This is a genomic window from Streptomyces sp. NPDC001709 (assembly GCF_053596375.1).
In genome coordinates this window covers 140,338-167,008 of record NZ_JBSFGB010000002.1, presented here as the reverse complement: position 1 = coordinate 167,008, position 26,671 = coordinate 140,338, and the positions used below count along the sequence as shown (strand labels likewise).

At 71.9% G+C, this 26,671-nt stretch carries 22 protein-coding genes and 1 riboswitch; of the genes, 8 read left to right on the top strand and 14 right to left on the bottom strand.

Translation table 11 applies throughout. The annotated features are described in order from the left end of the window. Positions 1–30: 30 nt before the first annotated feature. Positions 31–882 (bottom strand): sulfurtransferase, encoded by an 852-nt coding sequence (locus tag ACWC0C_RS03620; RefSeq protein WP_450861295.1) that lies wholly within the window; start codon positions 880–882, stop codon positions 31–33. A 321-nt stretch (positions 883–1,203) separates the two neighbouring features. Between ACWC0C_RS03620 and ACWC0C_RS03615 the strand changes: the two genes are divergently transcribed. Beyond that, on the top strand, positions 1,204–1,995 hold the full coding sequence (locus ACWC0C_RS03615) for a VOC family protein (RefSeq protein WP_449200456.1): 792 nt from the start codon (positions 1,204–1,206) through the stop codon (positions 1,993–1,995). Positions 1,996–2,135: 140 nt separating this feature from the next. On the opposite strand, the gene ACWC0C_RS03610 is transcribed toward ACWC0C_RS03615, so the two are convergent. The 4 genes from ACWC0C_RS03610 to ACWC0C_RS03595 form a co-directional block, all read right to left on the bottom strand. Next, positions 2,136–2,786: a thymidine kinase gene (locus tag ACWC0C_RS03610; RefSeq protein WP_449200455.1), complete on the bottom strand. Its 651-nt coding sequence runs from the start codon at positions 2,784–2,786 to the stop codon at positions 2,136–2,138. Positions 2,787–2,829: 43 nt separating this feature from the next. Further along, entirely contained in the window at positions 2,830–4,026 is a 1,197-nt protein-coding gene (locus ACWC0C_RS03605; RefSeq protein WP_449200454.1) for an alkaline phosphatase family protein, read from the bottom strand. After that, positions 4,026–4,622, bottom strand: coding sequence for a DUF5998 family protein (locus ACWC0C_RS03600; protein ID WP_449200453.1), 597 nt, complete (start codon positions 4,620–4,622; stop codon positions 4,026–4,028). The genes ACWC0C_RS03605 and ACWC0C_RS03600 overlap by 1 nt, the downstream gene beginning before the upstream one ends. 157 nt (positions 4,623–4,779) lie before the next feature. Further along, a complete protein-coding gene (locus ACWC0C_RS03595; RefSeq protein ID WP_450861292.1) occupies positions 4,780–7,596 on the bottom strand; it encodes a bifunctional acetate--CoA ligase family protein/GNAT family N-acetyltransferase in 2,817 nt (938 codons plus the stop codon). Positions 7,597–7,772: 176 nt separating this feature from the next. On the opposite strand from ACWC0C_RS03595, the gene ACWC0C_RS03590 reads away from it, so the two are divergent. Beyond that, positions 7,773–8,054, top strand: coding sequence for an HPr family phosphocarrier protein (locus ACWC0C_RS03590; protein ID WP_450861290.1), 282 nt, complete (start codon positions 7,773–7,775; stop codon positions 8,052–8,054). Between the two features lie 150 nt (positions 8,055–8,204). On the opposite strand, the gene ACWC0C_RS03585 is transcribed toward ACWC0C_RS03590, so the two are convergent. The 4 genes from ACWC0C_RS03585 to ACWC0C_RS03570 form a co-directional block, all read right to left on the bottom strand. Further along, positions 8,205–8,891, bottom strand: coding sequence for a GntR family transcriptional regulator (locus ACWC0C_RS03585; protein ID WP_450861289.1), 687 nt, complete (start codon positions 8,889–8,891; stop codon positions 8,205–8,207). Between the two features lie 199 nt (positions 8,892–9,090). After that, positions 9,091–9,846 (bottom strand): M23 family metallopeptidase, encoded by a 756-nt coding sequence (locus ACWC0C_RS03580; protein WP_450861287.1) that lies wholly within the window; start codon positions 9,844–9,846, stop codon positions 9,091–9,093. A 12-nt stretch (positions 9,847–9,858) separates the two neighbouring features. After that, a riboswitch (cyclic di-AMP (ydaO/yuaA leader) is annotated at positions 9,859–10,019 on the bottom strand. Between the two features lie 250 nt (positions 10,020–10,269). Next, entirely contained in the window at positions 10,270–11,658 is a 1,389-nt protein-coding gene (locus ACWC0C_RS03575) for a M16 family metallopeptidase (protein ID WP_449200448.1), read from the bottom strand. Next, entirely contained in the window at positions 11,655–13,049 is a 1,395-nt protein-coding gene (locus ACWC0C_RS03570; protein WP_450861285.1) for a M16 family metallopeptidase, read from the bottom strand. Before ACWC0C_RS03570 ends, ACWC0C_RS03575 begins: the two co-directional genes overlap by 4 nt. A 255-nt stretch (positions 13,050–13,304) precedes the next feature. Here ACWC0C_RS03570 and ACWC0C_RS03565 point away from each other — a divergent pair, with 255 nt between their 5' ends. After that, a complete protein-coding gene (locus tag ACWC0C_RS03565; RefSeq protein WP_449200446.1) occupies positions 13,305–15,764 on the top strand; it encodes a DNA gyrase/topoisomerase IV subunit A in 2,460 nt (819 codons plus the stop codon). Here ACWC0C_RS03565 and ACWC0C_RS03560 read toward each other — a convergent pair. Both ACWC0C_RS03560 and ACWC0C_RS03555 read right to left on the bottom strand, forming a co-directional pair. Then, on the bottom strand, positions 15,761–16,828 hold the full coding sequence (locus ACWC0C_RS03560; RefSeq protein WP_450861283.1) for a CobW family GTP-binding protein: 1,068 nt from the start codon (positions 16,826–16,828) through the stop codon (positions 15,761–15,763). The genes ACWC0C_RS03565 and ACWC0C_RS03560 overlap by 4 nt on opposite strands. A gap of 97 nt (positions 16,829–16,925) precedes the next feature. Then, positions 16,926–18,092 carry a citrate synthase gene (locus ACWC0C_RS03555; protein ID WP_450861282.1) on the bottom strand — a complete coding sequence of 389 codons (1,167 nt, stop codon included), beginning with the start codon at positions 18,090–18,092 and terminating at the stop codon, positions 16,926–16,928. Between the two features lie 113 nt (positions 18,093–18,205). Between ACWC0C_RS03555 and ACWC0C_RS03550 the strand changes: the two genes are divergently transcribed. The 4 genes from ACWC0C_RS03550 (at position 18,206) to ACWC0C_RS03535 (ending at position 22,979) form a co-directional block, all read left to right on the top strand. Beyond that, a complete protein-coding gene (locus tag ACWC0C_RS03550) occupies positions 18,206–19,462 on the top strand; it encodes a citrate synthase (RefSeq protein WP_450861280.1) in 1,257 nt (418 codons plus the stop codon). Positions 19,463–19,595: 133 nt separating this feature from the next. After that, on the top strand, positions 19,596–20,537 hold the full coding sequence (locus ACWC0C_RS03545; protein ID WP_449200442.1) for a sucrase ferredoxin: 942 nt from the start codon (positions 19,596–19,598) through the stop codon (positions 20,535–20,537). A gap of 85 nt (positions 20,538–20,622) precedes the next feature. Then, entirely contained in the window at positions 20,623–22,302 is a 1,680-nt protein-coding gene (locus ACWC0C_RS03540) for an ATP-binding protein (protein ID WP_450861278.1), read from the top strand. Beyond that, complete coding sequence (locus tag ACWC0C_RS03535) at positions 22,299–22,979, top strand: response regulator (protein ID WP_449200440.1); 681 nt, start codon at positions 22,299–22,301, stop codon at positions 22,977–22,979. Before ACWC0C_RS03540 ends, ACWC0C_RS03535 begins: the two co-directional genes overlap by 4 nt. A 13-nt stretch (positions 22,980–22,992) precedes the next feature. On the opposite strand, the gene ACWC0C_RS03530 is transcribed toward ACWC0C_RS03535, so the two are convergent. The 3 genes from ACWC0C_RS03530 to ACWC0C_RS03520 all read right to left on the bottom strand — a co-directional run bounded on the left by ACWC0C_RS03530 (position 22,993) and on the right by ACWC0C_RS03520 (position 25,807). Continuing rightward, the gene (locus ACWC0C_RS03530) at positions 22,993–24,051 is read right to left on the bottom strand and encodes an ABC transporter substrate-binding protein (RefSeq protein ID WP_450861276.1); all 1,059 of its coding nucleotides are present in this window, start codon (positions 24,049–24,051) and stop codon (positions 22,993–22,995) included. A 72-nt stretch (positions 24,052–24,123) separates the two neighbouring features. After that, positions 24,124–25,002: an ABC transporter permease gene (locus ACWC0C_RS03525; protein ID WP_450861274.1), complete on the bottom strand. Its 879-nt coding sequence runs from the start codon at positions 25,000–25,002 to the stop codon at positions 24,124–24,126. After that, entirely contained in the window at positions 24,992–25,807 is an 816-nt protein-coding gene (locus tag ACWC0C_RS03520; RefSeq protein ID WP_450861273.1) for an ABC transporter ATP-binding protein, read from the bottom strand. The genes ACWC0C_RS03525 and ACWC0C_RS03520 overlap by 11 nt, the downstream gene beginning before the upstream one ends. Before the next feature lie 158 nt (positions 25,808–25,965). On the opposite strand from ACWC0C_RS03520, the gene ACWC0C_RS03515 reads away from it, so the two are divergent. Beyond that, a complete protein-coding gene (locus ACWC0C_RS03515) occupies positions 25,966–26,658 on the top strand; it encodes a response regulator (protein ID WP_450861272.1) in 693 nt (230 codons plus the stop codon). Positions 26,659–26,671: the final 13 nt, after the last annotated feature.

Sequence of the window (26,671 nt, the reverse complement as noted above, 5' to 3'; positions counted from 1 at the left end):
ACGCGTGCGTGCCCCTCTTTTCGGCTGCCGCTACTGCGGATCCGCCCCGACGGCCACCGGCCGGGACGGGTCCGAGGACCACTCGGACCACGAACCGGCGTACAGCGCCGCCGGGATGCCCGCCACGGCGAGCGCGAGGACCTCGTGGGCGCCGGAGACGCCCGAACCGCAGTACACGCCCACCTCCGTGTCCCCGGAGACGCCCAGGGCCTTGAAGCGGTCCCGCAGCTCCGCCGCGGGCAGGAAGCGCCCGTCCGGGCCCACGTTCTCCGTCGTCGGCGCCGACACCGCGCCCGGGATGTGCCCGCCGACCCGGTCGATCGGCTCCACCTCACCGCGGTACCGCTCCCCCGCGCGCGCGTCCAGCAGCAGGCCCGTACGGGCCAGGTCCGCCGCCGCGTCCGCGTCCAGCAGTCCGGTGGCGGCCGGCGCCGGACGGAAGTCGCCCTCGGCCGGCTCCGGCACCTCGGTGGACAGCTCGCCCTCCCAGGACGGCAATCCGCCGTCGAGCACCCGCACATCCGGGTGACCCGTCCAGCGCAGCAGCCACCAGGCGCGCGCGGCCGCCCAGCCCTGACCGCCGTCGTACACGACGACCGGGCGGCCTACCGACACACCCGCACGGCGCATCGCGGCGCCGAACTCCGGGAGGTCGGGCAGCGGATGCCGGCCCCGTTCCCCGGGCGCGCCGGCCAGCTCCCGGTCCAGGTCGACGAAGACCGCTCCGGGGAGGTGTCCGGCCGCGTACTCGGCCGGCCCGTCGAAGGCCGGCGCGCCCGCCGCCTTCGCCAGGCTCAGCTGCCAGCGCACGTCCAGCAGCACCGGCGGGCGGTCGCCGGTCAGCTCGTGTGCGAGATCGGTTGCGGTGATGATGGCTGTCATGGTGTCCATCCATACGCCAGGGGTGGCCGCGGCGTCCAGGTCCGGATACTCTGCTCGGCCGGACAGGCTCGATCACGAGGCGTATGGGATCGGGCACGGGCTGTACAGCCGACGGACACCCGCCGGCCATCGTCAGGAAGCGGCGAAAGACGGCAGATCGGGCATCCTCCCGGAGGTGTCGCCGAGCGGCGGCGCGCTATGGCCCGCTGCGGCGTGGAGGATGCGGGCACCGGCACGGGCGTACCCGGCGCCGGCGTGGACACCCCTTCCGGGGAGCGGAAGCGACACGGCCACCGCGAGGGGCCGGGGAGAGAGTGATCGATGACCGAGGCACGGGAGCCGGCCGGTCCGCACGCGCGGCGCGCACCCGGCACGCCCTGCTGGGTGAGCCTGATGGCGCACGGGCTGGCCGCCACCGAGGAGTTCTACGGCGAGCTGTTCGGCTGGGAGTTCCAGCCGGGCCCGCAGCAGCTGGGCCCGTATGTGCGGGCGCTGCTGGACGGGCGCGAGGTGGCGGGCATGGGCCAGCTGCCGCCGGACCGCCGGCTGCCGATCGCCTGGACGCCCTACCTCGCCTCGGACGACGTGGACCAAACGGCCGACACGGTACGGGAATGCGGCGGCACGGTGGCGGTCGGCCCGCTGGACGCCGCCGAGGCCGGGCGGCTGGCCATCGCCGCGGACCCCTCCGGGGCGGTGTTCGGCATCTGGCAGGGCGCCGGGCACCTCAGCACCGCGATCACCGGTGTGCCCGGGACGCCCGCCTGGAACGAGCTGGTGACCTTCGAGACCGAGAGCGTCTCCAAGTTCTACGCGACCGTGTTCGGTTACGAACGGGAGCCGGTGGTGTCCGCCGACTTCGACTACGTCACCCTGCACCTCGCCGGCCGGCCGGTGGCCGGGCTGCACGGCATGGGCCATGGCCTGCCCCGCGATCGCGGACCGCACTGGCAGACGTACTTCGAGGTCGCCGACGCCGAAGCGACGGTGCGGCAGGTCGCGGACCTCGGCGGCAACGTCATCAGACAGCCGCACGACAGCCCGCACGGCCGGGTGGCGACGGTGGCGGACCCCGAGGGCGCGGAGTTCGCGGTGATCCAGAACCCGCACTGAGCATTCGGGGACGGAATCGGCGGGCCACGATCAGCCGACCACTCAGGGTGGGTGACGGACCCGGGGCCCCGGCCCCGTATCAGGTCGGGGCATCGGCGCGTGACACTCGCGTGGACCGCGCCGGCTCCCCGAACACGTGGTCAACCCGACGTGACCGGCAACACGTCAGGCGACAGTGCCGCCGCTCGTGCCGTCGCGCTCGTCATCCGCCGGCGATGGTGACGGCGGCACAGAACCTCGTACCCGACGGTCTCCGAAGCCCCACCCACATCGCCCACCACGACCTGCTCGCCCTCGACGACCATCTCGCCGCCTATCGTGCGGGCGTTGTGCGTGGCGCGGGCGCCGCACCAGCACAGTGCCTCCACCTGGAGTACCTCGATGCGGTCGGCCAGCTCCACCAGCCGCTGCGAGCCGGGGAAGAGCTTGGAGCGGAAGTCGGTGGTGATCCCGAAGGCGTACACGTCCAGGCCGAGGTCGTCCACCACCCGCGCGAGCTGGTCGATCTGCTCGGGCCCGAGGAACTGCGCCTCGTCCGCGATCACGTAGTCCGCCCGGCGGCCCTGGGAGAGGTGCTCCACGAGATAGGCGTACAGGTCCTGGCCGTCCGCGACCTCCACCGCGTCGGTGACGAGGCCCAGCCGGGAGGACAGCTTGCCCTCGCCCGCCCGGTCGTCCCGGGTGAAGATCATGCCGACGAGGCCCCGTGCCGAGCGGTTGTGCTCTATCTGCAGAGCCAGCGTGGACTTCCCGCAGTCCATCGTTCCGGAGAAGAACACCAGCTCGGGCATGAGGAGTTGAGCACCTTTCGGCAAACAGTCAGGACAGGGGGCTTCAGGAGCGTACTTCGAGCAGCGGGACCAGCTGCTCGGCGGGCGTCATCGAACCGTGGTTGCCGACCAGCGCCGACTCCTTGGGCTCCCGCTCGGACGCGATGATCAGGACGTCGTCGTGCGCGGCCGCGACCACGTCCCCGAGCCGCGGGTACACCCGCTCGGCGCACTCGCCGGGCCGCCCGAACCAGCCCGCCGCGATCGCCTCGTCCCGCGAGGCCACCCAGAACTGCTCGCCCAGCACCTCGCGCCAGACGGCCAGTACGTCGTTCTCGGCGCCCGGCACCGCGTACACATGCCGCGCCCGGCCCTCGCCGCCCAGCAGGGCGACCCCTGCGCGCAGCTCCCAGTCCGTGTCGAAGTCGATGCGGTGCTCGTCGTCGAAGGGGATGTCGACCATGCCGTGGTCGGCGGTGACGTAGAGCGCGCTGCGCGGCGGCAGTTGCTCGGCGAGGCGCTGGGCGAGCCGGTCGACGTACATCAGCTGGCCGCGCCAGGTGTCGGAGGCGACGCCGTAGCGGTGCCCGGCGCCGTCCAGTTCGGAGTAGTACGTGTAGACCAGCGAGCGGTCCCCGGCGGCCAGTTGCTCGGCCGCGAGGTCCATGCGCTCCTCGCCGCTCAGCCGGCCGTGGAAGCTGCCGCCGCTGAGCGCGATCTTGGTGAGCGGGGTGTGCTCGAAGATGGGCGAGGTCACCTGGGCGGCGTGCACCCCGGCTGCCTGGGCCAGCTGGAAGACGGTGGGGTGCGGCTGCCAGGCGCGCGGATCGGTGTACGGCTGCCAGCGGAGCTGGTTCATCAGCTCGCCGGTGTCCGGGTTGCGCACGGTGTAGCCGGGCAGGCCGTGGACGCCGGGCGGCAGGCCGGTGCCGACGGAGGCGAGGGAGACCGCGGTGGTCGCCGGGTAGCCGGCGGTGAGCGGGCGGCCGGTGCCACCGCGCGAGGTGCCGAGCAGCGAGGTCAGGAAGGGGGCCTCGTCCCGGTGGGCCAGCAGCTGCTCCCAGCCGAGCCCGTCGATCAACAGGACACAGGCCCGGTCGGCCGCGGTCAGTTCCCCGATCGTGGCGCTCAGTCCGGGGACGCCCATGCCGGCGGCCAGCGTGGGCAGCAGGTCGGCGAGGGAGCCGGTGCCGTACTCGGGCAGCGGCGCGGTGTCCAGGGCGAGCGGTTCCGGGTGGTCCCAGGCGGAGAGCTGGGACATCAGCGGGTGACGTCCGCGGTCGCCTCCGAGATGGACTGCGCGAAGGCGAGCGCCTGGCGCACCGTCTCCGGGCCGTCCCCGGCCTCGCTGACGCGCAGGCTGAGGTCGTCCGCCGTGGAGTTGCCCGTGTAGCCGTGGTCGGCGTCGCAGTTGGGGTCGCCGCAGGCGGCGGGCTCCAGGTCGATGCGGCTGACCGCGCCCCAGCCGATGGTCAGCACGACCTCGCGGGGCAGCGTGCCCGGCTTGTACTGCTCCGGATTCGCGACCACCCGGCTGACCACGACCGAGGAGATCCGGCCGAGCTTCACGGACTCGGTGGAGGTGGTGGCGTACGGCGTCGGGGACGTGCTGTCGGCGGCCTGCTCGTCGGTGTGGCTGACGATGAACCGGTTGCCGGTGAGAACGAGCACGGTCACATGCCGCCGCACCTCGTTCTGATCGAAGGTGGTCTCCTGGTGGACCAGGTACGACCGGATGGGCTCGCCGCCCACGGCGGCCTCAACCGCCTCGGCCACGAGGGCCGGGTAGTAGCCGCTGCGCTCGATCGCCGAGCGCAGCCCCTGGGTCGTCGTACTGGTCTTGGCCATGGCGTCCATCCTAATCCGTGGGCAAGGGGGGTCCGGGCCGGTCGCCGGAAGCCGACGCGGGGGCAGCCGGCCCGAGGGGCGCGGGGCTTGGCCACGGGTCATGGGGCGTGGCTGCCCTCGGGCACGCGCCGGCCGGCGATCTCCGTGCGGTCCCCCCTCCCCCGCCTCAGTAGGCCGGCATCGTGCGCGGGCCGAGGTCGTCGCGGGCGGGCGGGGGCGCGAGCCGTACCGTGGCGCCGAGGACGCTCACGCCGTGCGGGGCGACGACGACCGGCTCCAGGGTGACGGCGACCACCTCCGGGTGATCGTCGACCAGCCGGGACACACGCAGCAGCAGCTCCTCCAGCGCCGGGGTGTCGACGGGCGTGGAGCCGCGCCAGCCGAACAGCAGCGGTGCCGTACGAATCGAGCGCACCAGCGAGGTCGCCTCCCGGTCGGTGACCGGGACGAGCCGGTGCGCCATGTCGCCGAGGAGCTGGGAGGCGGCCCCGGCGAGCCCGAAGGACAGCACGGCCCCGGCCGCCGGATCGATCACGGCCCGTACGACGGTGTCGACCCCGCGCGGCGCCATGCCCTGCACCACCGGACGCAGCTCCTCCGGCTTCCCGAACAGCTCGGTCAACTCGGCGTACGCCCGGCGCAGTTGTTCCTCGTCCGCGAGGTCGAGGCGTACGCCGCCGAGGTCCGCGCGGTGCCTGAGGTGCGGGGCGGTGGCCTTGAGGGCGACCGGGTACCCGAGCGCACGGGCGGCCTCGGCGGCGGCGTCCGGGGTGGGCGCGGGCAGCGCGCGCCGCACGGGTATGCCGTACTTGCCGAGCAGCTCGCAGGTCTCCGCGTCGGAGATCGTGAGCCCCTGCCCACGCGCGAGCAGTTCACCGATCAGCCGCGCGGCCCCCTTCTCGTCGATGTCGTCGTACTCGGGCACCTTCCCGGGGTCCATGGCCTCCCGTCGCCACTGCCCGTATTTCACGGCTTCGGCCAGCGCCCGGACGGCACGCTCGGCGGCGGGGTAGGCGGGGATGAGCCGGGTGCCTTCCGGAGGGGTGGCTGCGATGGGCGGCCGGTCCGCTCCCGCGGTGGGCAGTCGTTCCGCAGGGTCAACGGCCCCAGGTGCGGTACTCGCCGCAGCCGACAACGCCTCAGCCAGCCCCCCGAGCTCCACATGCACGACAAGCACCGGCTTCCCCGGAACCGCGGCCGCCGCCGACCGCAACGCCTCCGCCAGCTCCGCATCCCCCGGCGACGCTTCCCCGATCGCGGGGATCGCCGTCACCACGACGGAGTCGCACGTGTCGTCGGCCAAGGCCCGCGCCAGCGCCCCGTGGAAGTCCCGCGCCGTCGCCCCGGTCGTCAGGTCCAGCGGACGCGAGGGCCGCAGCCCCTCCGCCAGACACCGGTCGTACGTCAGCGCCCCCAGCGACTCGGAGTTCCCGAGGATCGCCACCCTCGGCCCCGCAGGCAGCGGCTGACGCGCGAGCAGCAGCCCCGCGTCGACCAGCTCGGTGATCGTGTCGACCCGGAGCACCCCGGCCTGGCGCAGCAGCGCGGAGACGGTGGCGTGCGGCAGCCGGGTGGCCCGTACCGCGTGTCCCTGCGGCGCGGAACCGACCCCCTCCACCACGACCAGCGGCTTCGCGGCCGCCGTCCGCCGCGCGAGGCGGGTGAACTTGCGCGGGTTGCCTATGGACTCCAGGTACATGAGGACGACGTCGGTCTCGGGGTCGTCGTACCAGTACTGGAGGACGTCGTTGCCGGAGACGTCCGCGCGGTTGCCGGCGGACACGAAGGTGGACACGCCCGTGACCCCGGTGACCCCTCCCCCGCGCCGGTGCAGCCGGGACAGCAGGGCGATGCCGATGGCGCCGGACTGGGCGAACATCCCGATGCGGCCGGGGCGGGGCATCTCCGGGGCCAGGGAGGCGTTCAGCCGGACGTCCGCCGCGGTGTTGATGATCCCGAAGGCGTTCGGGCCGATGATCCGCATGCCGTACGCGCGCGCGTGCTGGACCAGCGCCCGCTGCCGCTCGCGCCCCTCGGGTCCGCTCTCGGCGTATCCGGCGGACAGCACGACGAGCCCCTGCACACCGTGCGCCCCGCACTCGGCGACCACACCGGGCACGTACTCGGCCGGTACGGCGACGACGGCGAGGTCCACCGGAGCGTCGATGTCCCGCACGGACCGGTACGCCGGCACCCCGTCGACCTCCTTGAGGTCCTCCGGGAAGGCCTTGTTCACGGCGTGCAGCCGGCCGCCGTAGCCGGCGTCCCGGATGTTGCCGAGGACGCTGCGGCCGACGCCTCCGGGGGCCCGGCCGACGCCGACGACCGCCACGGAGCCGGGCATCAGCAGCCGCCGTACCGAGCGGGCCTCGGCGCGCTGTTCCCGCGCGCGCTGCACGGCGACGGAGCGGTCGGTGGGTTCGAGATCGAACTCCAGGCGGACGACGCCGTCCTCGAAGCTGCGCTCCTGGGTGTAACCGGCGTCCGTGAACACCTTGATCATCTTGCTGTTGGCGGGCAGCACCTCGGCGGCGAAGCGGCGGATGCCGCGCTCGCGGGCGACGGCCGCGATGTGCTCCAGCAGGGCGGAGGCGACCCCGCGGCCCTGATGGGCGTCCTGCACCAGGAAGGCGACCTCTGCCTCGTCGGCGGGCGCGGAGGCGGGCAGGCCGTCGGCACCGATGCGGTCATAGCGTACGGTTGCGATGAACTCGCCGCCGATCGTGGCCGCGAGTCCCACCCGGTCCACGAAGTCGTGGTGCGTGAAGCGGTGGACGTCCTTGGCGGAGAGCCGTGGGTACGGCGCGAAGAAGCGGTAGTACTTCGACTCGTCCGAGACCTGCTCGTAGAAGCTGACGAGGCGGTCGGCGTCATCAATGGTGATGGGCCGGATGCGCGCGGTACCCCCGTCGCGCAGCACTACGTCCGCCTCCCAGTGAGCGGGGTACTCGTGCCGGTCCTGCCGGTCCGCCGAGGTCTGCATGGGCCCCAGAGTACGGCTCGCGTCGGACAACGGCGCGGGGCAGTCTGTGGAGGACGAAGTCGGATCGAGGCCGCGATCCGACGCCACTCCGGACCAGGACTAAGGTCCGATCCGGGCATGCCTCACGATATGGGAAACTGGTCTAGACAACCCTGAAGACTGAAGGGCAGCAACACATGGCTGAGCGCCGCGTCAACGTCGGCTGGGCCGAGGGCCTCCACGCCCGCCCCGCCTCCATCTTCGTCCGAGCCGCCACGGCCACAGGCGTCCCGGTGACGATCGCCAAGGCTGACGGCACCCCCGTCAACGCGGCCTCCATGCTGGCCGTCCTGGGCTTGGGCGCCCAGGGTGGCGAGGAAATCGTTCTGGCCTGCGACGCCGAGGGCGCGGACGCCGCCCTGGACCGTCTGGCCAAGCTGGTCTCCGAGGGCCTCGAGGAACTGCCCGAGACGGTCTGACCGCCGGCGCGCTGATACACCGGAGCCGCGTCGCCCTTTTCGGGCGGCGCGGCTCCGCTCTTTCCCGGCCCATTTGCGCACACACGGGAATTAGGGCAGCGGAAATACACCGCAGCCGAATACCTCTCTTCTTTGTATACGGCGCCGTTGTTAATGCCGGAGGCCCGACATGTTTACGGCGTGTTGCGAAGTTCTCACACGCTCGGTGGCCCCGGAAAAACGCAGCCGGTGGGCGGCCGTCGCACGCTCGGTGTGCAGCGCCGTGACCGCCCGCGCGCGCTCGCCGTCGCCACGCGCCACCGCGTCCACGATGGCGCCGTGCTCCGCCCAGTACTCCACCGGGCTCGGCAGCGTCTCCACCGCGTACATCCAGGCGATCTTGTGCCGCAGCTGGGTGAGCATCGCGGTCAGCGAGGGGCTGCCGGAGGCCTGGGCGAGCGTCTCGTGGAACCAGCTGCCCAGCGAGCGCAGATCCTCGCTGTTACCCCGCTTGGCCCGCTCCTGGCCCAGCCTCACCAGACCGCGCAGCACCTTCAGGTGCGCCTCCGTGCGCCGCTGGGCGGCCCGGGCGGCCCCGAGCGGCTCCAGGAGCATGCGCATCTCCAGCAGGTCGGCGGCCTCCTGCTCGCTCGGTTCGGCCACGCACGCGCCCGCGTGCCGGCGGGTCACCACGAAGCCCTCGGCCTCCAGGGTGCGCAGGGCCTCGCGGACGGGGACACGCGAGACGCCGTAGCGGCGGGCCAGGACTTCCTCGGTGAGGCGGCCGCCGCGCTCGTAGACACCGGCGACGATGTCGTCCCGGATCGCCGTACACACCGAATGCGCCGGAATACGCATGACCGACCTCCGCCTTAATCCCCGTGAAACGTCGACGATGGACGCGTGTTCCGTGACTCTATTCCAATGAGCCGGAATTTCCGACGGCGGGTCGGAATCCATGGATATTTTTTGGTCAGCGGGTCCGGTGGACGGCGCGGAAAACGACGAAAGCCCCGGCTCGGTGAGCCGGGGCCATGGATGCCGAACGGGCGTCCGGTCAGACGTTCACACCGTGCTTGCGGAGATAGGCGACGGGGTCGACGTCCGAGCCGTAGTCGGGGGTCGTACGGGCCTCGAAGTGCAGGTGCGGGCCGGTGACGTTGCCGGTCGCGCCGGACAGGCCGATCTGCTGGCCCGGGATGACCTGCTGGCCGACCGAGACGCCGATGGACGACAGGTGGCCGTACTGGGTGTACATGCCGTCGGCCATCCGGATCACGATCTGGTTGCCGTACGCGCCGCCCCAGCCGGTGGAGACGACGGTGCCGGAGCCGACCGTGTGGACGGACGTGCCGCTGGCCGCATGGAAGTCGATGCCGGTGTGCGAGCCGGAGGACCACAGGGAACTGCTGGCCTTGTAGCCCGTGGACACGTAGGAGTCGGCTATCGGGGCGACGAACGCGTTCAGGCGCTCACGCTCGGCCGCACGGGCGGCGCGGGCCTTGGCCTCGCGCTCCTGCTTGGCCTTCTCCACCGCCGCCTTGGCCGCGGCCTCCTCGGCCGCCTTCCGCTCCGCGGCCTGCTTCTGCTCGGCGGCCTGCGCGTCGATCTGCTCGCCGATGTCGTCGCCGACGGTGATCACCGGGGTGAGGCCGGTCTGCTCGACGGAGTTCTGGGCGGCGGACGCGGGGGACGCCGCGAGGGTGCCGATGACACCGGTGGTGGCGAGAGCCGCGACGCCGGCCGCCTGAGCGGTGGTGCGCTTGACCCGGCCGGGCTTGCGGTGCTTCCCGGTGGCGCACATGAACGCCATGAAGTGGCTGGTCCTTTCCTTCCCTCTCGCCTACCGGGTTAGCTGACGGGTTCGGAGCAGGAAGGTCTCCTACGGACCCCCTCGCTCGCGCGCGGGCGTCCGATTCACCCCAGGGACGGTGGGTCCCCGGCTCCCCTGGCTCGCGCCGTACGGGGACTCGGCGATGGCTGTCCGGTGCCGCGGGTGCGGCGCACTGCCTACTGACGAACAGCCCGGACGACGCTACGGAAGCCGGCTTTCGAATCCCAAACGGATCCGGGCTTTTGTAGTGCATCCCACAGGGCAGACAGGCAACCTCCCCCTCAAATCGGGCATCTGAGGAAGGGAGTGGAACAGCGTGGGGCCCTGACGGCCTGTAGGTCGTCAGGGCCCCACGCGCGTGTGCGGCCGCCCGGGCGCACCCGGCCGCTACGACGGCTCCCGCTACTCGGCCGCCACGACGGTGACTTCGCCGATGCCGAGCGCCTCGACCGGCGCCTTGATCTGGGAGGCGTCACCGACCAGGACGGTCACCAGGCGGTCCACCGGGAAGGCGTTCACGACGGCCGCCGTGGCCTCCACCGTGCCCGTCGCGGCCAGCTGCTGATAGAGCGTCGCCTGGAAGTCGTCGGGCAGGTGCTGTTCGACCTGGTCGGCCAGCGTGCTCGCGACGGCCGCCGCGGTCTCGTACTTCAGCGGCGCCACCCCGACGAGGTTCTGCACGGCCACGTCCCGCTCGGCGTCGGTCAGACCCTCCGCCGCGAGGGTGCGCAGCACCTTCCACAGGTCGTCCAGCGCGGGGCCGGTGTTGGGGGTGTCCACGGAGCCGCTGATGGCGAGCATCGACGCGCCCGTGCCGTCCGGGGCGGACCTGAGGACCTGGCCGAAGGAGCGCACACCGTAGGTGTAGCCCTTCTCCTCGCGCAGGACGCGGTCCAGGCGCGAGGTGAGGGTGCCGCCGAGGCAGTAGGTGCCGAGCACCTGCGCGGGCCACACGCGGTCGTGCCGGTCGGGGCCGACGCGGCCGATGAGCAGCTGCGTCTGGACGGCGCCGGGCCGGTCCACGATGACCACGCGGCCGCTGTCGTCGGCGGTCACCGGCGGCACGGGCCGCGGCTGGCCCGGGGTGCCGGTCCAGGCGCCCAGGGTGTCGCCGAGCAGCGCGTCCAGGTCGATCCCGGTGAGGTCGCCGACCACGACCGCGGTGCCCGTCGCGGGCCGGACGTGGCGGTCGTAGAAGGCGCGTACGGCGGCGGCGTCGATCTTCTCGACCGTCTCCTCGGTGCCCTGGCGCGGGCGCGACATGCGCGAGGCCGCGGGGAACAGCTCCTTGGAGAGCTCCTTGGCGGCCCGGCGGGAGGGGTTGGCCAACTCGTGCGGGATCTCGTCCAGGCGGTTGCGGACCAGCCGCTCGACCTCGCTCTCGGCGAACGCGGGCGCGCGCAGCGCGTCGGCGAGCAGGCCGAGGCCCTTGGCCAGGCGGGAGGCCGGGACCTCCAGGCTGATCCGGACGCCCGGGTGGTCGGCGTGCGCGTCCAGCGTGGCGCCCGCGCGCTCCAGCTCGGCGGCGAACTCCTCGGCGGAGTGCTTGTCGGTGCCCTCGGAGAAGGCCCGCGCCATGATCGTGGCGACGCCGTCCAGGCCGGCCGGCTCGGCGTCCAGGGGGGCGTCCAGCAGCACCTCGACGGCGACGACCTGCTGGCCGGGGCGGTGGCAGCGCAGCACGGTCAGGCCGTTGTCGAGTGTGCCCCGCTCGGGGGCCGGGAACGCCCACGGCTTGGCCTCGCCGGGCTGCGGCTGGGGGTGGAAGTCCATGGTGGCGAGCTCGGTCACTTGGCCGTCTCCTCGTTCTCGTTGCCGGCCTCTACGGTCGCTTCCTGCTCCGGGTCCTCGGGCACGTCGGCGTCCGGGGCCTTCTCCGGGGACTTCGGTTCGTAGACCAGCACCGCGCGGTTGTCGGGGCGCAGGCGGGCCTGGGCGACCTCCCGGACCTCCTCCGGGGTCACCTCCAGGACGCGCTTCACGGCGGTGAGGGCCAGCTGCGGGTCGCCGAACAGGACGGCGTACCGGCACAGTTCGTCGGCGCGGCCGGCGACCGTGCCCAGCCGGTCCAGCCACTCGCGCTCCAACTGGGCCTGGGCGCGCTCCATTTCCTCGGGCGTGGGGCCCCCCTCGGCGAACCGGGCCAGCTCCTCGTCGATGGCGGTCTCGATGACCGGCACCTCGACGTCACCGGAGGTCTTCACGTCCAGCCAGCCCATCGAGGGCGCGCCGGCCAGGCGCAGCAGTCCGAAGCCGGCCGCGACGGCCGTACGGTCGCGGCGCACCAGCCGGTTGTACAGGCGGGAGGACTCGCCGCCGCCGAGGATGGTCAGGGCCAGGTCGGCGGCGTCGCACGCGCGCGTGCCGTCGTGCGGCAGCCGGTAGGCGGCCATCAGGGCGCGCGCCGGGACCTCCTCGACGACGACCTCGCGCTTCTGCTCGCCGATGACGTCCGGCAGGGTGCCGTCGCGGGGCGCGGGCTTGCCGTCGTGGGACGGGATCGACCCGAAGTACTTCTCGATCCAGGCGAGCGTCTGCCGGGGGTCGATGTCGCCGACCACGGAGAGTACCGCGTTGTTCGGCGCGTAGTAGGTGCGGAAGAACTGGCGGGCGTCCTCCAGGGTGGCCGCGTCCAGGTCCGCCATCGAGCCGATCGGCGTGTGGTGGTAGGGGTGGCCCTGCGGGTACGACAGGCCGGTCAGCTTCTCGAAGGCGGTGCCGTAGGGCACGTTGTCGTAGCGCTGGCGGCGCTCGTTCTTGACGACGTCCCGCTGGTTCTCCATGGACTCGTCGTCCAGGGCGGCCAGCAGCGAGCCCATCCGGTCTGCCTCCAGCCAGAGGGCGAGCTCCAGCTGGTGGGCGGGCATGGTCTCGAAGTAGTTGGTGCGCTCGAAGCTGGTGGTGCCGTTGAGCGAGCCGCCGGCGCCCTGGACGAGCTCGAAGTGACCGTTGCCCTTGACCTGCCCCGAGCCCTGGAACATCAAGTGCTCGAAAAGGTGAGCCAGGCCGGTACGTCCCTTGACTTCGTGGCGGGAGCCGACGTCGTACCAGAGGCAGACCGCCGCCACCGGGGTCAGGTGGTCCTCGGAGAGCACCACGCGCAGACCGTTGGCCAGGCGATGCTCGGTCGCTGTCAGGCCCCCGGAGCCTGCCTCGGCTGTGGTCGTGTGACCCATGGGCATGTACGTCCCTTCGCGAGCGGAGCGGTTGTCGAAACCGCGGTTTCCTGCCGTTCCTGCCACTGTATGCAAACCGTGCGGGGCGTCGGCGAAGTTCCCGCGGGCCGTACGCCCACAGCGGATCCCTTAGCCTGCCCCGGACCGGCCCGTGGCTCCCGGAAGTCCGCCGGGACCGGGTCGCGGTACGGGTTGTCAGTGCCGCGGTCCACAATGGTCGGCGTCAGATCCGTCAATCGCTTCAGCAAGGAGCCGGCAGCGATGGCCCGCCGCAGCACGAAGACCCCGCCGCCAGACGACTCGTACGAGGAGAAGATCCTCGACATCGACGTCGTGGACGAGATGCGTGGCTCCTACCTCGAGTACGCGTACTCGGTCATCTATTCGCGCGCCCTGCCGGACGCCCGCGACGGCCTCAAGCCGGTGCACCGGCGGATCGTGTACCAGATGAACGAGATGGGCCTGCGCCCCGACCGCGGCTACGTGAAGTGCGCGCGTGTCGTCGGCGAGGTCATGGGCAAGCTGCACCCGCACGGCGACGCGTCGATCTACGACGCCCTGGTGCGCATGGCCCAGCCGTTCTCCATGCGTGTGCCGCTCGTCGACGGCCACGGCAACTTCGGCTCGCTGGGCAATGACGACCCGCCGGCCGCCATGCGGTACACCGAGTGCCGGCAGGCCGAGGCGACGAGCCTGATGACCGAGTCGATCGACGAGGACACGGTCGATTTCGCGCCGAACTACGACGGCCAGGAGCGGGAGCCGGTGGCACTGCCGGCCGCCTTCCCGAACCTGCTGGTCAACGGCTCTTCGGGCATCGCGGTCGGCATGGCGACGAACATGCCGCCGCACAACCTGCGCGAGGTCATCGCGGCCGCCCGCCACCTGATCAAGAGCCCGAACGCGGACCTGGACGCGCTGATGAAGCACGTCCCCGGCCCTGACCTGCCGACCGGCGGCCGGATCGTCGGCCTGGACGGCATCCGGGACGCGTACGCGACGGGCCGCGGCACGTTCAAGATCCGTGCCACTGTGTCGGTGGAGACGGTGACGGCCCGCCGACAGGGCCTGGTCATCACCGAACTGCCCTTCACGGTCGGCCCCGAGAAGGTGATCGCGAAGATCAAGGACCTGGTGAACTCGAAGAAGGTCCAGGGCATCGCCGACGTCAAGGACCTCACCGACCGCGAGCACGGACTGCGCCTGGTCATCGAGGTCAAGAACGGCTTCGTGCCGGAGGCGATCCTGGAGCAGCTGTACAAGCTGACCCCGATGGAGGAGTCCTTCGGCATCAACAACGTGGCGCTGGTGGACGGTCAGCCGCTCACGCTGGGCCTGAAGGAGCTGCTGGAGGTCTATCTGGACCACCGCTTCGAGGTGGTCCGCCGCCGCAGCGAGTTCCGCCGCGGCAAGAGGCGCGACCGGCTGCACCTGGTCGAGGGTCTGCTGACCGCGCTGGTCGACATCGACGAGGTCATCCGGCTGATCCGGTCCAGTGAGAACTCCGCGCAGGCCAAGGAGCGCCTGATGGAGCGCTTCTCGCTGAGCGAGGTGCAGACGCAGTACATCCTCGACACGCCGCTGCGCCGCCTCACCAAGTACGACCGCATCGAGCTGGAGGCGGAGAAGGACCGGCTCACCGCGGAGATCGAGGAGCTGACCCGGATCCTGGAGTCCGACGCGGAGCTGCGCAAGCTGGTCTCGGCCGAACTGGCCGCCGTGGCCAAGAAGTTCGGCACCGACCGGCGTACGGTCCTGCTGGAGTCCGCGGGCGCCCCGGTCGCCGCCGTGCCGCTGCAGGTGGCCGACGACCCGTGCCGGGTGCTGCTGTCCTCGACGGGTCTGCTGGCCCGTACGGCGACCGCCGAGCCATTCCCGGAGCAGGCCGGCGCCAAGCGGGTCAAGCACGACGTGATCGTCTCGGCGGTCCCGGCGACCGCGCGCGGCGAGGTCGGTGCGGTGACGTCGGCGGGCCGCCTGCTGCGGATCAACGTGGTCGACCTGCCCCAGCTGCCGGAGACGGCGGCGGCGCCGAACCTCTCCGGAGGCGCGCCGCTGGCGGAGTTCGTCTCCTTGGAGGACGACGAGACGGTGGTCTGCCTGACCACGCTGGACGAGTCCTCCCCGGGCCTCGCGCTCGGCACCGAGCAGGGTGTCGTCAAGCGCGTGGTGCCCGACTACCCGTCCAACAAGGACGAGCTGGAGGTCATCACGCTCAAGGAGGGCGACCGGATCGTCGGCGCGGTGGAGCTGCGCACCGGCGAGGAGGACCTGGTCTTCATCACCGACGACGCGCAGCTGCTGCGCTTCCAGGCGTCCATCGTGCGCCCGCAGGGCCGCCCGGCGGGCGGTATGGCGGGTATCAAGCTCGCCGAGGGCGCGAGGGTCATCTCGTTCACGGCGGTCGACCCGGCGGCCGAAGCGGTGGTGTTCACGGTGGCCGGCTCGCGCGGCACGCTGGACGACTCGGTGCAGACGACGGCCAAGCTGACCCCGTTCGACCAGTACCCGCGCAAGGGGCGGGCCACGGGTGGCGTGCGCTGCCAGCGGTTCCTGAAGGGCGAGGACTGCCTGGCGCTGGCCTGGGCGGGCCCGACTCCGGCGCGTGCGGCGCAGAAGAACGGCACCCCGGCGGACCTGCCGGAGCTGGACCCGCGCCGGGACGGTTCGGGTACGTCGCTGCCGAAGACGGTGTCGGTGGTCGCGGGGCCGGTGTTCTAGCTGTCGTAGGCCTCGGCTTCGGGATCTTCCTCGGAGCCCTGGACATAGCGCAGGACGCCCCACATGCCGTGTTCGTCGGCGTGTGGGGCGTCGCCGTTCTCGCACCCCTTGAGCTCCTGGCCGAGGGCCTCGGTGTCGATGCCGGAGCCGATCAGCACGAGCTGGGTGAGAGGGGCGTCGGCGGCGGCCCGGGGCTCCGGGTAGAAGCGCAGGAACCGGCCGACGGCGTGCACGGCGTACCGGTTGAGGGTGTCGTACGGCCCGAAGTCGACGTACCCCTTGATCCGGTACAGCCCGTCGGGACGGCTGTCCAGGAACCGCATGAGGCGGCGGGGTTCCAGGGGCGTCTCGGAGGTGAAGGACACGCTGTCGTAACCCGTGTGCAGGTGTCCTGCGTGCTCGTCGCCGCCTGTGTGCTCGTGCAGGTCGTCGAAGGACAGCTGCCCGATGCGCTCCTGGCTCGGCCGGCAGTCGAAGAGGAACTCCGGGTCGATCCGGCCGTAGGTGGCGGGGACGACGGCGGCGCGGTCCGCGAGGGAGCGCACCACGGCGAGCACCCGCTCGCCGTGCGCGGCCCGGTCGAGCTTGTTGACCACGACCAGGTCGGCGAGGGCCAGGTGCCGGTCGATCTCGGGGTGCCGGGCACGGGTGTCGTCGAACTCGGCGGCGTCCACGACCTCGACCAGGCCGCCGTAGACGACCCTCGGGTGCTCGCTGGCCAGCACCATCCGCACGAGTTCCTGCGGCTCGGCGAGCCCGCTGGCCTCGATGACGATCACGTCGATGCCGGTGTCCGGGGCGGCGAGCCGGTCCAGATAGAGGTCGAGTTCGCTCGCGTCGACCGCGCAGCACAGGCAGCCGTTGCCGAGCGAGACGGTCGAGTCCCCGAGGGCGCCCGCGACGGCCATCGCGTCGATCTCGATGGCGCCGAAGTCGTTGACGATCGCCCCGATACGGCTGCCTCCGCTGCGGTGCAGGAGGTGGTTGAGGAGTGTGGTCTTCCCGGAGCCCAGGAATCCGGCGAGCACGACGACCGGGATCTGCGGACCGTTGCTGTTCCCCAACGGGTGACCTCTCTCATGTGGACCGGGTTGACCGGGTTGACCAGGTGGACCGAATGCCGGACCAGCATAAGAGGGCGTTACCGTCGGCTTCCGGCAGTCAGAGCGCGGCCGGTACCGCGACCGGCGGCCGCGGTCCCACATACCGTGCCACCGGCCGGATGATCTTCGAGTCGGCCGCCTGTTCCAGGATGTTGGCGCTCCAGCCCACGACCCGTGCCGCCGCGAAGGTGGGGGTGAACATCTCACGGGGCAGCCCGCAGAGTTCCATGACCACGCCGGCGTAGAACTCGACGTTGGTGTGCAGTTCGCGGCCCGGTTTGAGTTCGGCGAGGATCGCCTCGACCCGGCGCTCGACCTCCACCGCGAAGTCCACGCGCGGGCCGCCGAAGCCGAGGGCGATCTCCCGCAGCATCCGCGAACGGGGGTCCTCCGTGCGGTAGATGGCGTGTCCGAAGCCCATGATCCGGTCGCCGGCGAGCACCCGCTCCCGGATCCAGGGATCGATCCGGTCCGGCGTGCCGATGGCGTCCAGGGTGTCCAGGGCCCGGCTGGGCGCACCTCCGTGCAGCGGCCCCGACAGGGCGCCCACGGCGCCGGTCAGACAGGCCGCCACGTCGGCGCCGGTGGAGGCGATGACCCGGGCAGTGAACGTTGACGCATTGAAGCCGTGATCAATGGTTGAGATCAGGTATTGCTCGACCGCACGGGCCCGCCGCGGCTCGGGTTCCTCACCCGTGAGCATGTACAGGTAGTTGGCCGCGTACGGGAGGTCCTCGCGCGGCTCGACCGGGTCCAGGCCCTGCCCGAGCCGGTAGAGGGCGGTGAGCAGCGTGGGCACGGCAGCGCAGACGGCCACGGTGTCGGCGCGGCGCCGGTCCCCTTCGATGTCGTAGACCGGTCGCAGCCCCCGCGCCGACCCCAGCAGGGACAGGGCCGTGCGCAGCCCGGACAGCGGGCCGGAGACGCGGCTCGCCGCGGCGATCGCGGGCAGCGCCGTGCGGACCTCCTCGGGCAGCCGCCGCAACGCCGCGGTCTCGGCGGTGAAGGCGGCGCGCCGCGACGCGTCCGGGAGCGTGCCGTGGACCAGGAGATGCCAGACGTCCTCGAAACCGCGGGTCTGCGCGAGTTCGACGGCCGAGTACTGGCGGTAGTGGTAGAAGCCCTCACGCCCCCGGACGTCACCGATCTCGGTCTCGGTGACGACGACGCCGGCGAGTCCGCGCGGTGCGTCGATGAGCGGGGTCGCGGTCCTGTTGATGGCCATGGTTCTCCTCCCTGGACTTGATCCGACTGTCCATGCTTGACTAATTTCTTGTCAATATTGATCCAATCAATGTATACCAATCAAGATGTGCGGAGGCGGCTACGGTGACCCCCATGCGCGATCACGAACCCGCTCCCGGCCGTCCCGGACGAAGGCTGACCACCAAGGAGACCGCCGAACTGCTCGGCGTGAAGCCGGAGACCGTGTACGCGTACGTGAGCCGCGGCCTGCTCAGCAGCAGACGCGAGCCCGGCGGCCGTGCCAGCACCTTCGACGCGAAGGACGTCGAGGCGCTCGCCCGGCGCAACCGGCGCGAGGCGGCCGGGACCCCGGGCACCGGCGGGGACCTGTCCGTCCGGACCCGCATCACGCTGATCGAGCGGGACCGGTACTTCTTCCGGGGCGTGGACGCCGTCGAACTGGCCACCCGGCACTCCTACGAGGAGGTCGCGGAGTGGCTGTGGACGGGCCGCCTGACCCCGGGCATCACCTTCCGCGCGCCCGGCACCACCGTGGAGGTCGCCCGCCGCGCGGTGAACGCCCTGTCCGAGCACGCCTCCCCCACCGACCGGCTGCGCGTGGCGGCGATCGCAGCGGCGGCCGAGGACCCGCTGCGCTTCGACCTCTCCGAGGACGCCGTGCTGAACACCGCGCGGATCCTCATCCCCACGCTGGTCGCCGCGCTGCCGCCGGTCCGGCACGCCCACAAGGGCGACGGCCCGCTCGCCCAGCGGCTCTGGGGCCGGCTGACCGGCCGCCCCGCCGACGAGGCGTCCCTGCGCGTCCTGGACACCGCCCTCGCCCTGCTCGCCGACCACGACCTGGCCGCCTCCACACTCGCCGTCCGCGTCGCCGCCTCGGCCCGCGCGCACGCCTACGCGGCCGTCTCGGCCGGGCTCGGCGTCCTGGAGGGCCCGCTGCACGGCGCCGCGAGCGGCCTGGCCCACCGCATGCTGCTCGACGTGCTCGACCAGGGCACGGCGGTCCCGGTGATCGCCGACGAACTGCGCGCGGGCCGCCGCATCCCCGGGCTCGGCCACCGCCTGTACGCCGACGAGGATCCCCGAGCGAGCGTGCTGTTCGCCCTCCTGGAGCAGGTCCCGCGCGCGGAGTCCGCCCTGCTCGCCGCCCGGGACATCGTGGCCACGACCGCCCGGCACACCCCGCTGCACGCCAACGTCGACCTGGCCCTGGCGGTGTTCACCGCGTCCAGCGGCATGCCCGCCACGGCCGGCGAGACGATCTTCGCCGTGGCGCGGACGGCGGGCTGGATCGCACACGCCCTGGAGGAGTACGGCGAACGCCCGTTGCGCATGCGCCCCGTCGGCCACTACGTCGGACCGCGACCTCCACAGCCGCTCCCGGAGTAGAGCACCGATCCGCTCCCGGAGTAGAGCACCGATCCGTGGCCGGGTGCCGATCCGTGGCTCCCGAACCCGCCCGGAGCAGGGCACAACCGCCGCCGGAAGTCGCCCCAGGGAGAGTCAGGTTAGGCTCACCTCTGTGAGTAGGTGCGCGACCGTCTCCCGGAGCCTCGACGAGCCCGTTTCCGGTACGGCGGCCACGGCGACGACGTGGCTGCTGCTGGAACAGCCCGGCCCATGGGGTGCCAAGGCACTCACTTCGAGCCACCTGGACCCCGCGCTGGGCCGGGCGCTGGAGGCGGCCGCCGAGGGAACCGGCGTACGCATCGCGCTCATCCGGCGACCCGGGCGCCACGCCGACCCCGGCGGGCCCGCCATCCGGCAGCTGTACGCCGCCCACACCGTGCCGGGCCGCGTGTGGCTGCACAGTGCCACGACCCGCGATCCCGGGCGGCTGCTCGGCCTCGACTTCGCCGCCCTCGGAGCGGGGGACCATCGCTCCTTCGGCGCCGCGCTCGGCGGGCGACCGTACCGCGGCGACCCGCTCGCGCTCGTGTGCACCAACGGCAAGCGCGACCGCTGCTGCGCCCTCCTGGGCCGCCCCCTCGCCACCGAACTGTCCGCCTCCGGCGTGCGCGGCGTCTGGGAGGTCACCCATCTGGGTGGACATCGCTTCTCGCCGACGGTGCTCGTCCTGCCGTACGGCTACGCCTACGGCCGCGCCGAGGCGCACACCATCAAGGAGGCGCTGCACGGCGCGCAGGAGGGGCGCGTGGTGGTCGAGGGGTGCCGCGGCTGCTCGGCCTGGGAACGGCCCGGCCAGGCGGCCGAGCTGGCCGTGCGGTCGGCCGCGGGCGAGTACCGGGCGGGGGTGCTGAGCGTCGTACGGACGGATGGCGGGGACCCGCGCTGGGAGGTCACCGTCGGGCACGCCGACGGCCGCCGCTGGCGGGTGACCGTGGTGCGGGGCGCGTCGCTGCCGCCCCGCCCGGAGAGCTGTGGTGCCGCGGTCCTGGGCACGCCCGCGCGGATGGACGTGGTGGCCGTGCGCGAGCTGAGGCCGACGGCGCTGGCGAGCTGAGCGACCACCTCGTTCAAGAACTGGTCAAGAGATCCCCACCACATCCCCTGGGGCGCGTCGGGCCACCCCACGTACCGTCGTGCCCATGAGCCCCACTCCCCCCGCCCGGCGTCTGCGCCTCGGTCTGCCACGCCGGGTGTTCTCGCAGGTGCTGCTGATGCAGGTGGCGATCGCCGCGGGGGTCGCGGTGCTCGCGACCGGGCTGTTCCTGGCGCCGCTGAGCAAGCAGCTGGACCAGGAGGCGGAGCGCCGCGCGCTGGCCATCGCGCAGACGACTGCCCAGGACCCGCAGATCGCCGAGGGCATCCTGACCACCCCGCCGACCAGCGGCGGCCCGGTGCAGAAGGAGGCCGAGCGGATCCGGAAGGCCACGCACGCCGAGTACATCGTGGTGATGGACCACCGCGGAGTTCGCTGGTCGCACCCGACCCCCGGGGAGATCGGTCACCACGTCTCCACCAGTCCATGGGACGCCCTCGCCGGCAACGAGGTCATGGAGATCGACAACGGCACCCTGGGCCGCTCGGCCCGCGGCAAGGTGCCGCTGTACGACGCGGACCACCGCATCATCGGGGCGGTCTCCGTCGGTATCGCCTACGACAGCGTGCGGGCGCGGCTGATCAGCGCCATCCCGGGCCTGTTCGCGTACGCCGGCGGCGCTCTCGCGGTGGGCGCGCTGGCCGCCTGGCTGATCTCCCGCCGCGTCCAGCGGCAGACCCGTGACCTGGCCTTCTCCGATATCTCGGCGCTGCTCGCGGAGCGCGAGGCGATGCTGCACGGCATCCGGGAGGGCGTGGTCGCCCTCGACCGGGGCGGCCGTATCCGCCTACTCAACGACGAGGCGCGACGGCTGCTCGGCATCGGCGACGAGGCCGTCGGGCAGACCCCCGACGAGGCGCTCGGCGCGGGCCGTACGACCGACGTCCTGGCCGGCCGGGTGACCGGCACCGATCTGCTGACCGTGCGCGGCCAGCGCGTGCTGGTGGCCAACCGCATGCCCACCGACGACGGCGGCGCCGTGGCCACCCTGCGCGACCGCACCGAACTGGAGCAGCTGGGGCGTGAACTCGACTCCACGCGCGGGCTGATCGACGCCCTGCGCGCCCAGGACCACGAGCACGCCAACCGTATGCACACCCTGCTCGGACTGCTGGAACTGGATATGTACGACGACGCCGTGGAGTTCGTCGGCGAGGTGGTCGGCGACCACCGGGCCACCGCCGAACAGGTCACCGAGAAGATCCAGGACCCCCTGCTGGCCGCGTTGCTGGTCGGCAAGGCGACGGTCGCGGCCGAGCGCGGAGTCGCCCTGTGGGTGTCGGAGCACACCCGGCTGCCGGACCGGCTGATCGATCCGCGGGGCCTGGTCACCGTGGTGGGCAACCTGGTGGACAACGCTCTCGACGCGGTCGCCGGCACCCTGCACGCGCGCGTGGAGGTCGAGTTGCGCACCGAGGGCCGTACGGTCGTCCTGGCAGTACGCGACACGGGACCCGGAATCCCCGCCGACCAGCGAGAGTTGATCTTCACGGAGGGCTGGTCCACCAAGAAGCCGCCCGCGCACGGCAAGCGGGGCATCGGGCTCTCGCTGGTGCGCCGGCTCGCCGAACGGCAGGGCGGGAGCGCGACGGTGGGCGCGGCGGAGGGCGGCGGTGCGGAGTTCACCGTGGTCCTGCCGGAGGCGCTCACCGAGCCGGAACCGGAACCCGCGGTGTTCGGGACGTCGCCCGAGCCCGCTCCCGTCGCCGAGGAGGAGGCGCGATGATCGAGGTCCTGGTCGTGGACGACGACACCCGCGTCGCCCGGGTCAACGCCGCGTACGTGGACAAGGTGCCGGGATTCCATGTGGCCGGTGAGGCGCACAACGCCGCCGAGGCGCTGCGGCAGGTGGAGACTCTGCCGCGTCTCGACCTGGTCCTCATGGACCACTACCTGCCCGACGACACCGGCCTCGCGGTCGTCCGGGAGATGCGCCGACGCGGCCACCAGACCGACGTGATCATGGTGACGGCGGCGCGGGACGTGTCGACGGTCCAGGCCGCGATGCGGCAGGGGGCGCTGCAGTACCTGGTGAAACCGTTCGCCTTCGCCGGTCTGCGCGCCAAGCTGGAGGCGTACGCGCAGCTGCGGCGCACTCTGGACGGCGGCGGCGAGGCCGAACAGGCCGAGGTGGACCGCATCTTCGGCGCCCTGTCCGCGCCGTCGGAGCCGGGGCTGCCCAAGGGGCACTCCCCCACGACGGCCGAGCTGGTGCGCCGGGCGCTGATGAACGCCGAAGGACCGCTGTCCGCCCAGGAGATCGCCGAACGGACGGGGGTGAGCCGGCAGACGGCCCAGCGGTATCTGAAGCTCCTGGAGCGCACGGGACGGGCGCGACTGACCCTCAAGTACGGCGACGCGGGCCGCCCGGAACACCGTTACGTGTGGGCGACCCGCGGCTGAGCGGACCCGTGTCCTACTTGGCGGCCTTGACGAACTCGGTGGTGTACGTCTTGCTCAAGTCGACCTTGGCGTTCTTGATGAGGGGGTTGAACGACTTGAGGACCTTCTCCACCGTCTCCGGGCCGCCTTGGGGCATCACGCCGTCGTCGGTGAACATGGGCAGGGTGCTCTTGATGGCCTGCGCGTAGAGCGTCTTGTTGCCCTGGGAGTAGTCGGCGGGCATCTTGGCGGCGATCTCGTCGGCGCTGTGGGTGGACATCCACTTGAGCGTCTTGACGAATGCGTTGACCAACTTCTGGACGGTGTCCTTGTGTCCGTTCACCCAGTCCGTCTGCATGTACAGACTTGACGACGGGTACGGCCCGCCCAGCGCCTTCTGCGAGCCCTCGGGGGTGCGCATGTCGATGAGGACCTTGCCCGCCTTCTTGTCCAGGATCGTCGCGACGGTCGGGTCGGTGGTCATACCGCCGTCGATCGCCCCCTTCTGCAGGGCCGCGACGAACGTCGGTCCGGCCCCTACGGCGACGGGCGTGAACTCGCTGATCTTCACGCCGTTCTTGACCGCGAGGTACTTGGTGAGGAAGTCGGTGGACGAACCGAGCCCGGTCACCCCCAGCTTGCGGCCCTTGAAGTCCTTGGGCGAAGTGAGGTCGCCGGCGGCCCTTTCGGAGACCACCTCGACCTCGCCGGGCGCGTGCGAGAACTGCACGACGGACTCCACCGACTTGTCCTTCACCTGGAGGTCGAGGGTGTGGTCGTAGAAGCCGACCGCGCCCTGCACCTGGCCGGAGACGAGCGCGGTCTCGGCCTGGACACCGGCGGGCTCACTGAGGAGTTGGACATTCAAGCCCTCCGCCTGGAAGTAGCCGAGGCGCTGGGTGAGCATCGCGGGCAGGTAGATGACCTTGTCCAGACCACCGACCATGATCTTGACGCTCTCGCCCTTGCCGCCCCCGCCGCCGCTTCCGGCGTCGGCGGTGGAGCCGGCCGCGTCGTTGGCGCAGGCGGTGAGCGAGGAGAGCGCGAGCAGGCCGGCGGCGGCCAGGGAGGCGTATCTGGCGGTGTTGCGCATGCGGTTCACGTCCTTGTGAGAGGGCGGTGCGGGGAGAGGCGTGGGGGGCTGGTCCGAGGGGGAGAGAGCCGGTCAGCTGTCGGGGCCGGCGGGCTTCCAGCGGAAGATGCGGCGCTCGGCGAAGGTCAGCAGCCCCTCGGCGGCGAGGGCGACGACCGCGAGGATGACCATCGCGGCGTAGACGCCGGCCGCGTTGAAAGTGTTCTGCGACTGCGCGACGAGCAGGCCGATGCCCTTGGTCGCGCCGATGTACTCGCCGACGATGGCGCCGATGAGGGCGAAGCCGAAGCTGACGTGGAGGCTGGTGAAGATCCACGAGGTGGCCGACGGGATGACCACCTGGAGCGTCACCCGGCGATCGCTGGCGCCCAGGATGCGGGCGTTGGCCACCAGGTTGCGGTCCACCTCCCGGGCGCCCTGGAAGGCGTTGAAGAACACGGGGAAGAAGACCAGCACGACGGCGGAGGCGACCTTGGAGGACGGCCCGAGCCCGAACCAGATGAGGAAGATCGGCGCAAGTACGATCCTGGGGATCGAGTTGAGCACCTTGATGTATGGACCAAGGACCTCGGCGAGCAATCTGACCCGCCCGAGGGCGATACCCAGGAGCACACCGGCGACGACGCCGATGACCCAGCCGAGCAGTGCCTCGTACAGCGTGTACCAGATCTGTTCGCCCAGCGAGCCGAGCGCGGTTCCGTGCATCACCCAGGTCCAGATCTGGTCCCAGATCTTCGACGGCATCGAGAAGTTGAAGGGGTCGATGATCTTCGCCCGGGACAGTCCCTCCCACAGCCCGAGGACGGCCACCAGCAGCAACACGCGCGCGGCGATGACGAAGGCCTTGCGACGGCGGGCGGCCTGGGCGCGGGTCTGCGCGCGGTTCGTCTTGTTGGCGGGCTCGGTCATGGTCGGTGCGACCTGGGCCTCGGGCATGACGTCAGGCGACATGGGCGGCACCTCTTTCGCGGGTGATGCGGACCTCTTCGCCGAGGGACTCCCAGATCTCGCGGTAGATCTCGATGAACCGCGGCTCCAGGCGCACCGACTCGACCTTGCGCGGCCGCGGCAGGTCGATCTCGAAGACCTGCTTCACGGTCGCGGGTCCGGCGGTCATCACGACGACCTTGTCGGCGAGCGCGATGGACTCCTCCAGGTCGTGGGTGACGAAGACGACCGAGGCGCCCGTGCCCTCCCACAGCTCCAGCAGCTCGTCCGACATCAGCGCCCGGGTCTGTACGTCCAGCGCCGAGAACGGCTCGTCCATCAGCAGGATCTCGGGGTCGTTGACGAACGTGGCGGCAAGGGCGACCCGCTTGCGCTGTCCGCCGGAGAGCTGGTGCGGATAACGGTCCTCGAAGGCGGCCAGTCCGACCCGGGCCAACCACTCCCGTGCCTTCTCCCTGGCCTCGGCCTTCGGTACGCCGCGAAAACGCGGGCCGGCCATGACGTTGGACAGGACCGTGCGCCAGGGGAACGTGGCGTCCTGCTGGAAGACGAAGCCGACCTTGTCGCCGACGCCCTCGACCGGCTCGCCGGCCACCAGCACCTCGCCCTCGGTGGGCTCCTCCAGGCCGCTGACCAGCGTCAGCGTGGTGGACTTGCCACAGCCCGTCGGGCCTACGACGGCCACGAACTCGCCGCGCTCGACGCCGAGGTCCAGACCGCGCACGGCCGTGTGCAGTCCCCCGGACGGGGTTCTGAAGGTCTTGCTCGCGCCCCGCAACTCGATGGCGGGGCTGGTGTGTGCGCTCATGGCCCGGGACGGTAGGTGTGGCCCCGGCCACAGCAGGAGTCTTGTGGGCACAAGCCGTTCTTTTGCTCGCAAGAGCCTGTTGTGCTCTTTTTGCTCGCGCTACAACTGCGGAGCCGAAACACGGGCTTAACGCCCGTCGGCCTTGAAGGAGAGGCCCGATGATTGACGTCCTGGTCGTGGACGACGACTTCCGCGTCGCTGAGATAAACGCCAAGTACGTGGGAAAGGTTCCCGGCTTCCGGGTGAGCGCCCGCGCGCACAGCGCCGCCCAGGCCCTGGCCGCCGTCGAACGCGGCCCCATCGACCTGGTCCTGCTCGACCACTATCTGCCGGACCAGACCGGTCTCGACCTCGTCCACCGGATGCGGGAGCAGGGCCACGGCACCGACGTCATCATGATCACCGCGGCCAGCGATGTGACGACCGTCCAGCAGGCGATGCGCCTGGGCGCCCTGCACTATCTGGTCAAACCCTTCACCTTCGCCGCCCTGCGCACCCGCCTCGACTCCTACGCCGCCCTGCGTCGCACGGTGGACCGGGTCGGGGGCCGCGGCGTGACGGGACAGGAGCAGGTGGACCGCATCTTCGGTGCGCTGCGGACGCCTGCCGCCCCGTCCGCGCCCGGCCTGCCGAGCGGCCACTCGGAGCCCACGACCGATCTGATCTGCGGCGTCCTGCACCGTGCCGGCCAGCCGTTGTCGGCCCACGAGGTGGCCGCCAGGACCGGCCTGAGCCGCTCCACCGCTCAGCGCTATCTCCGCCATCTGGAACAGGTGGGCCGCCTCCGGCTCTCCCTGAAGTACGGCGACACCGGCCGACCGGAGCACCAGTACGCCTGGGTGGCGCCGTAGCGGGCCGTGCGGG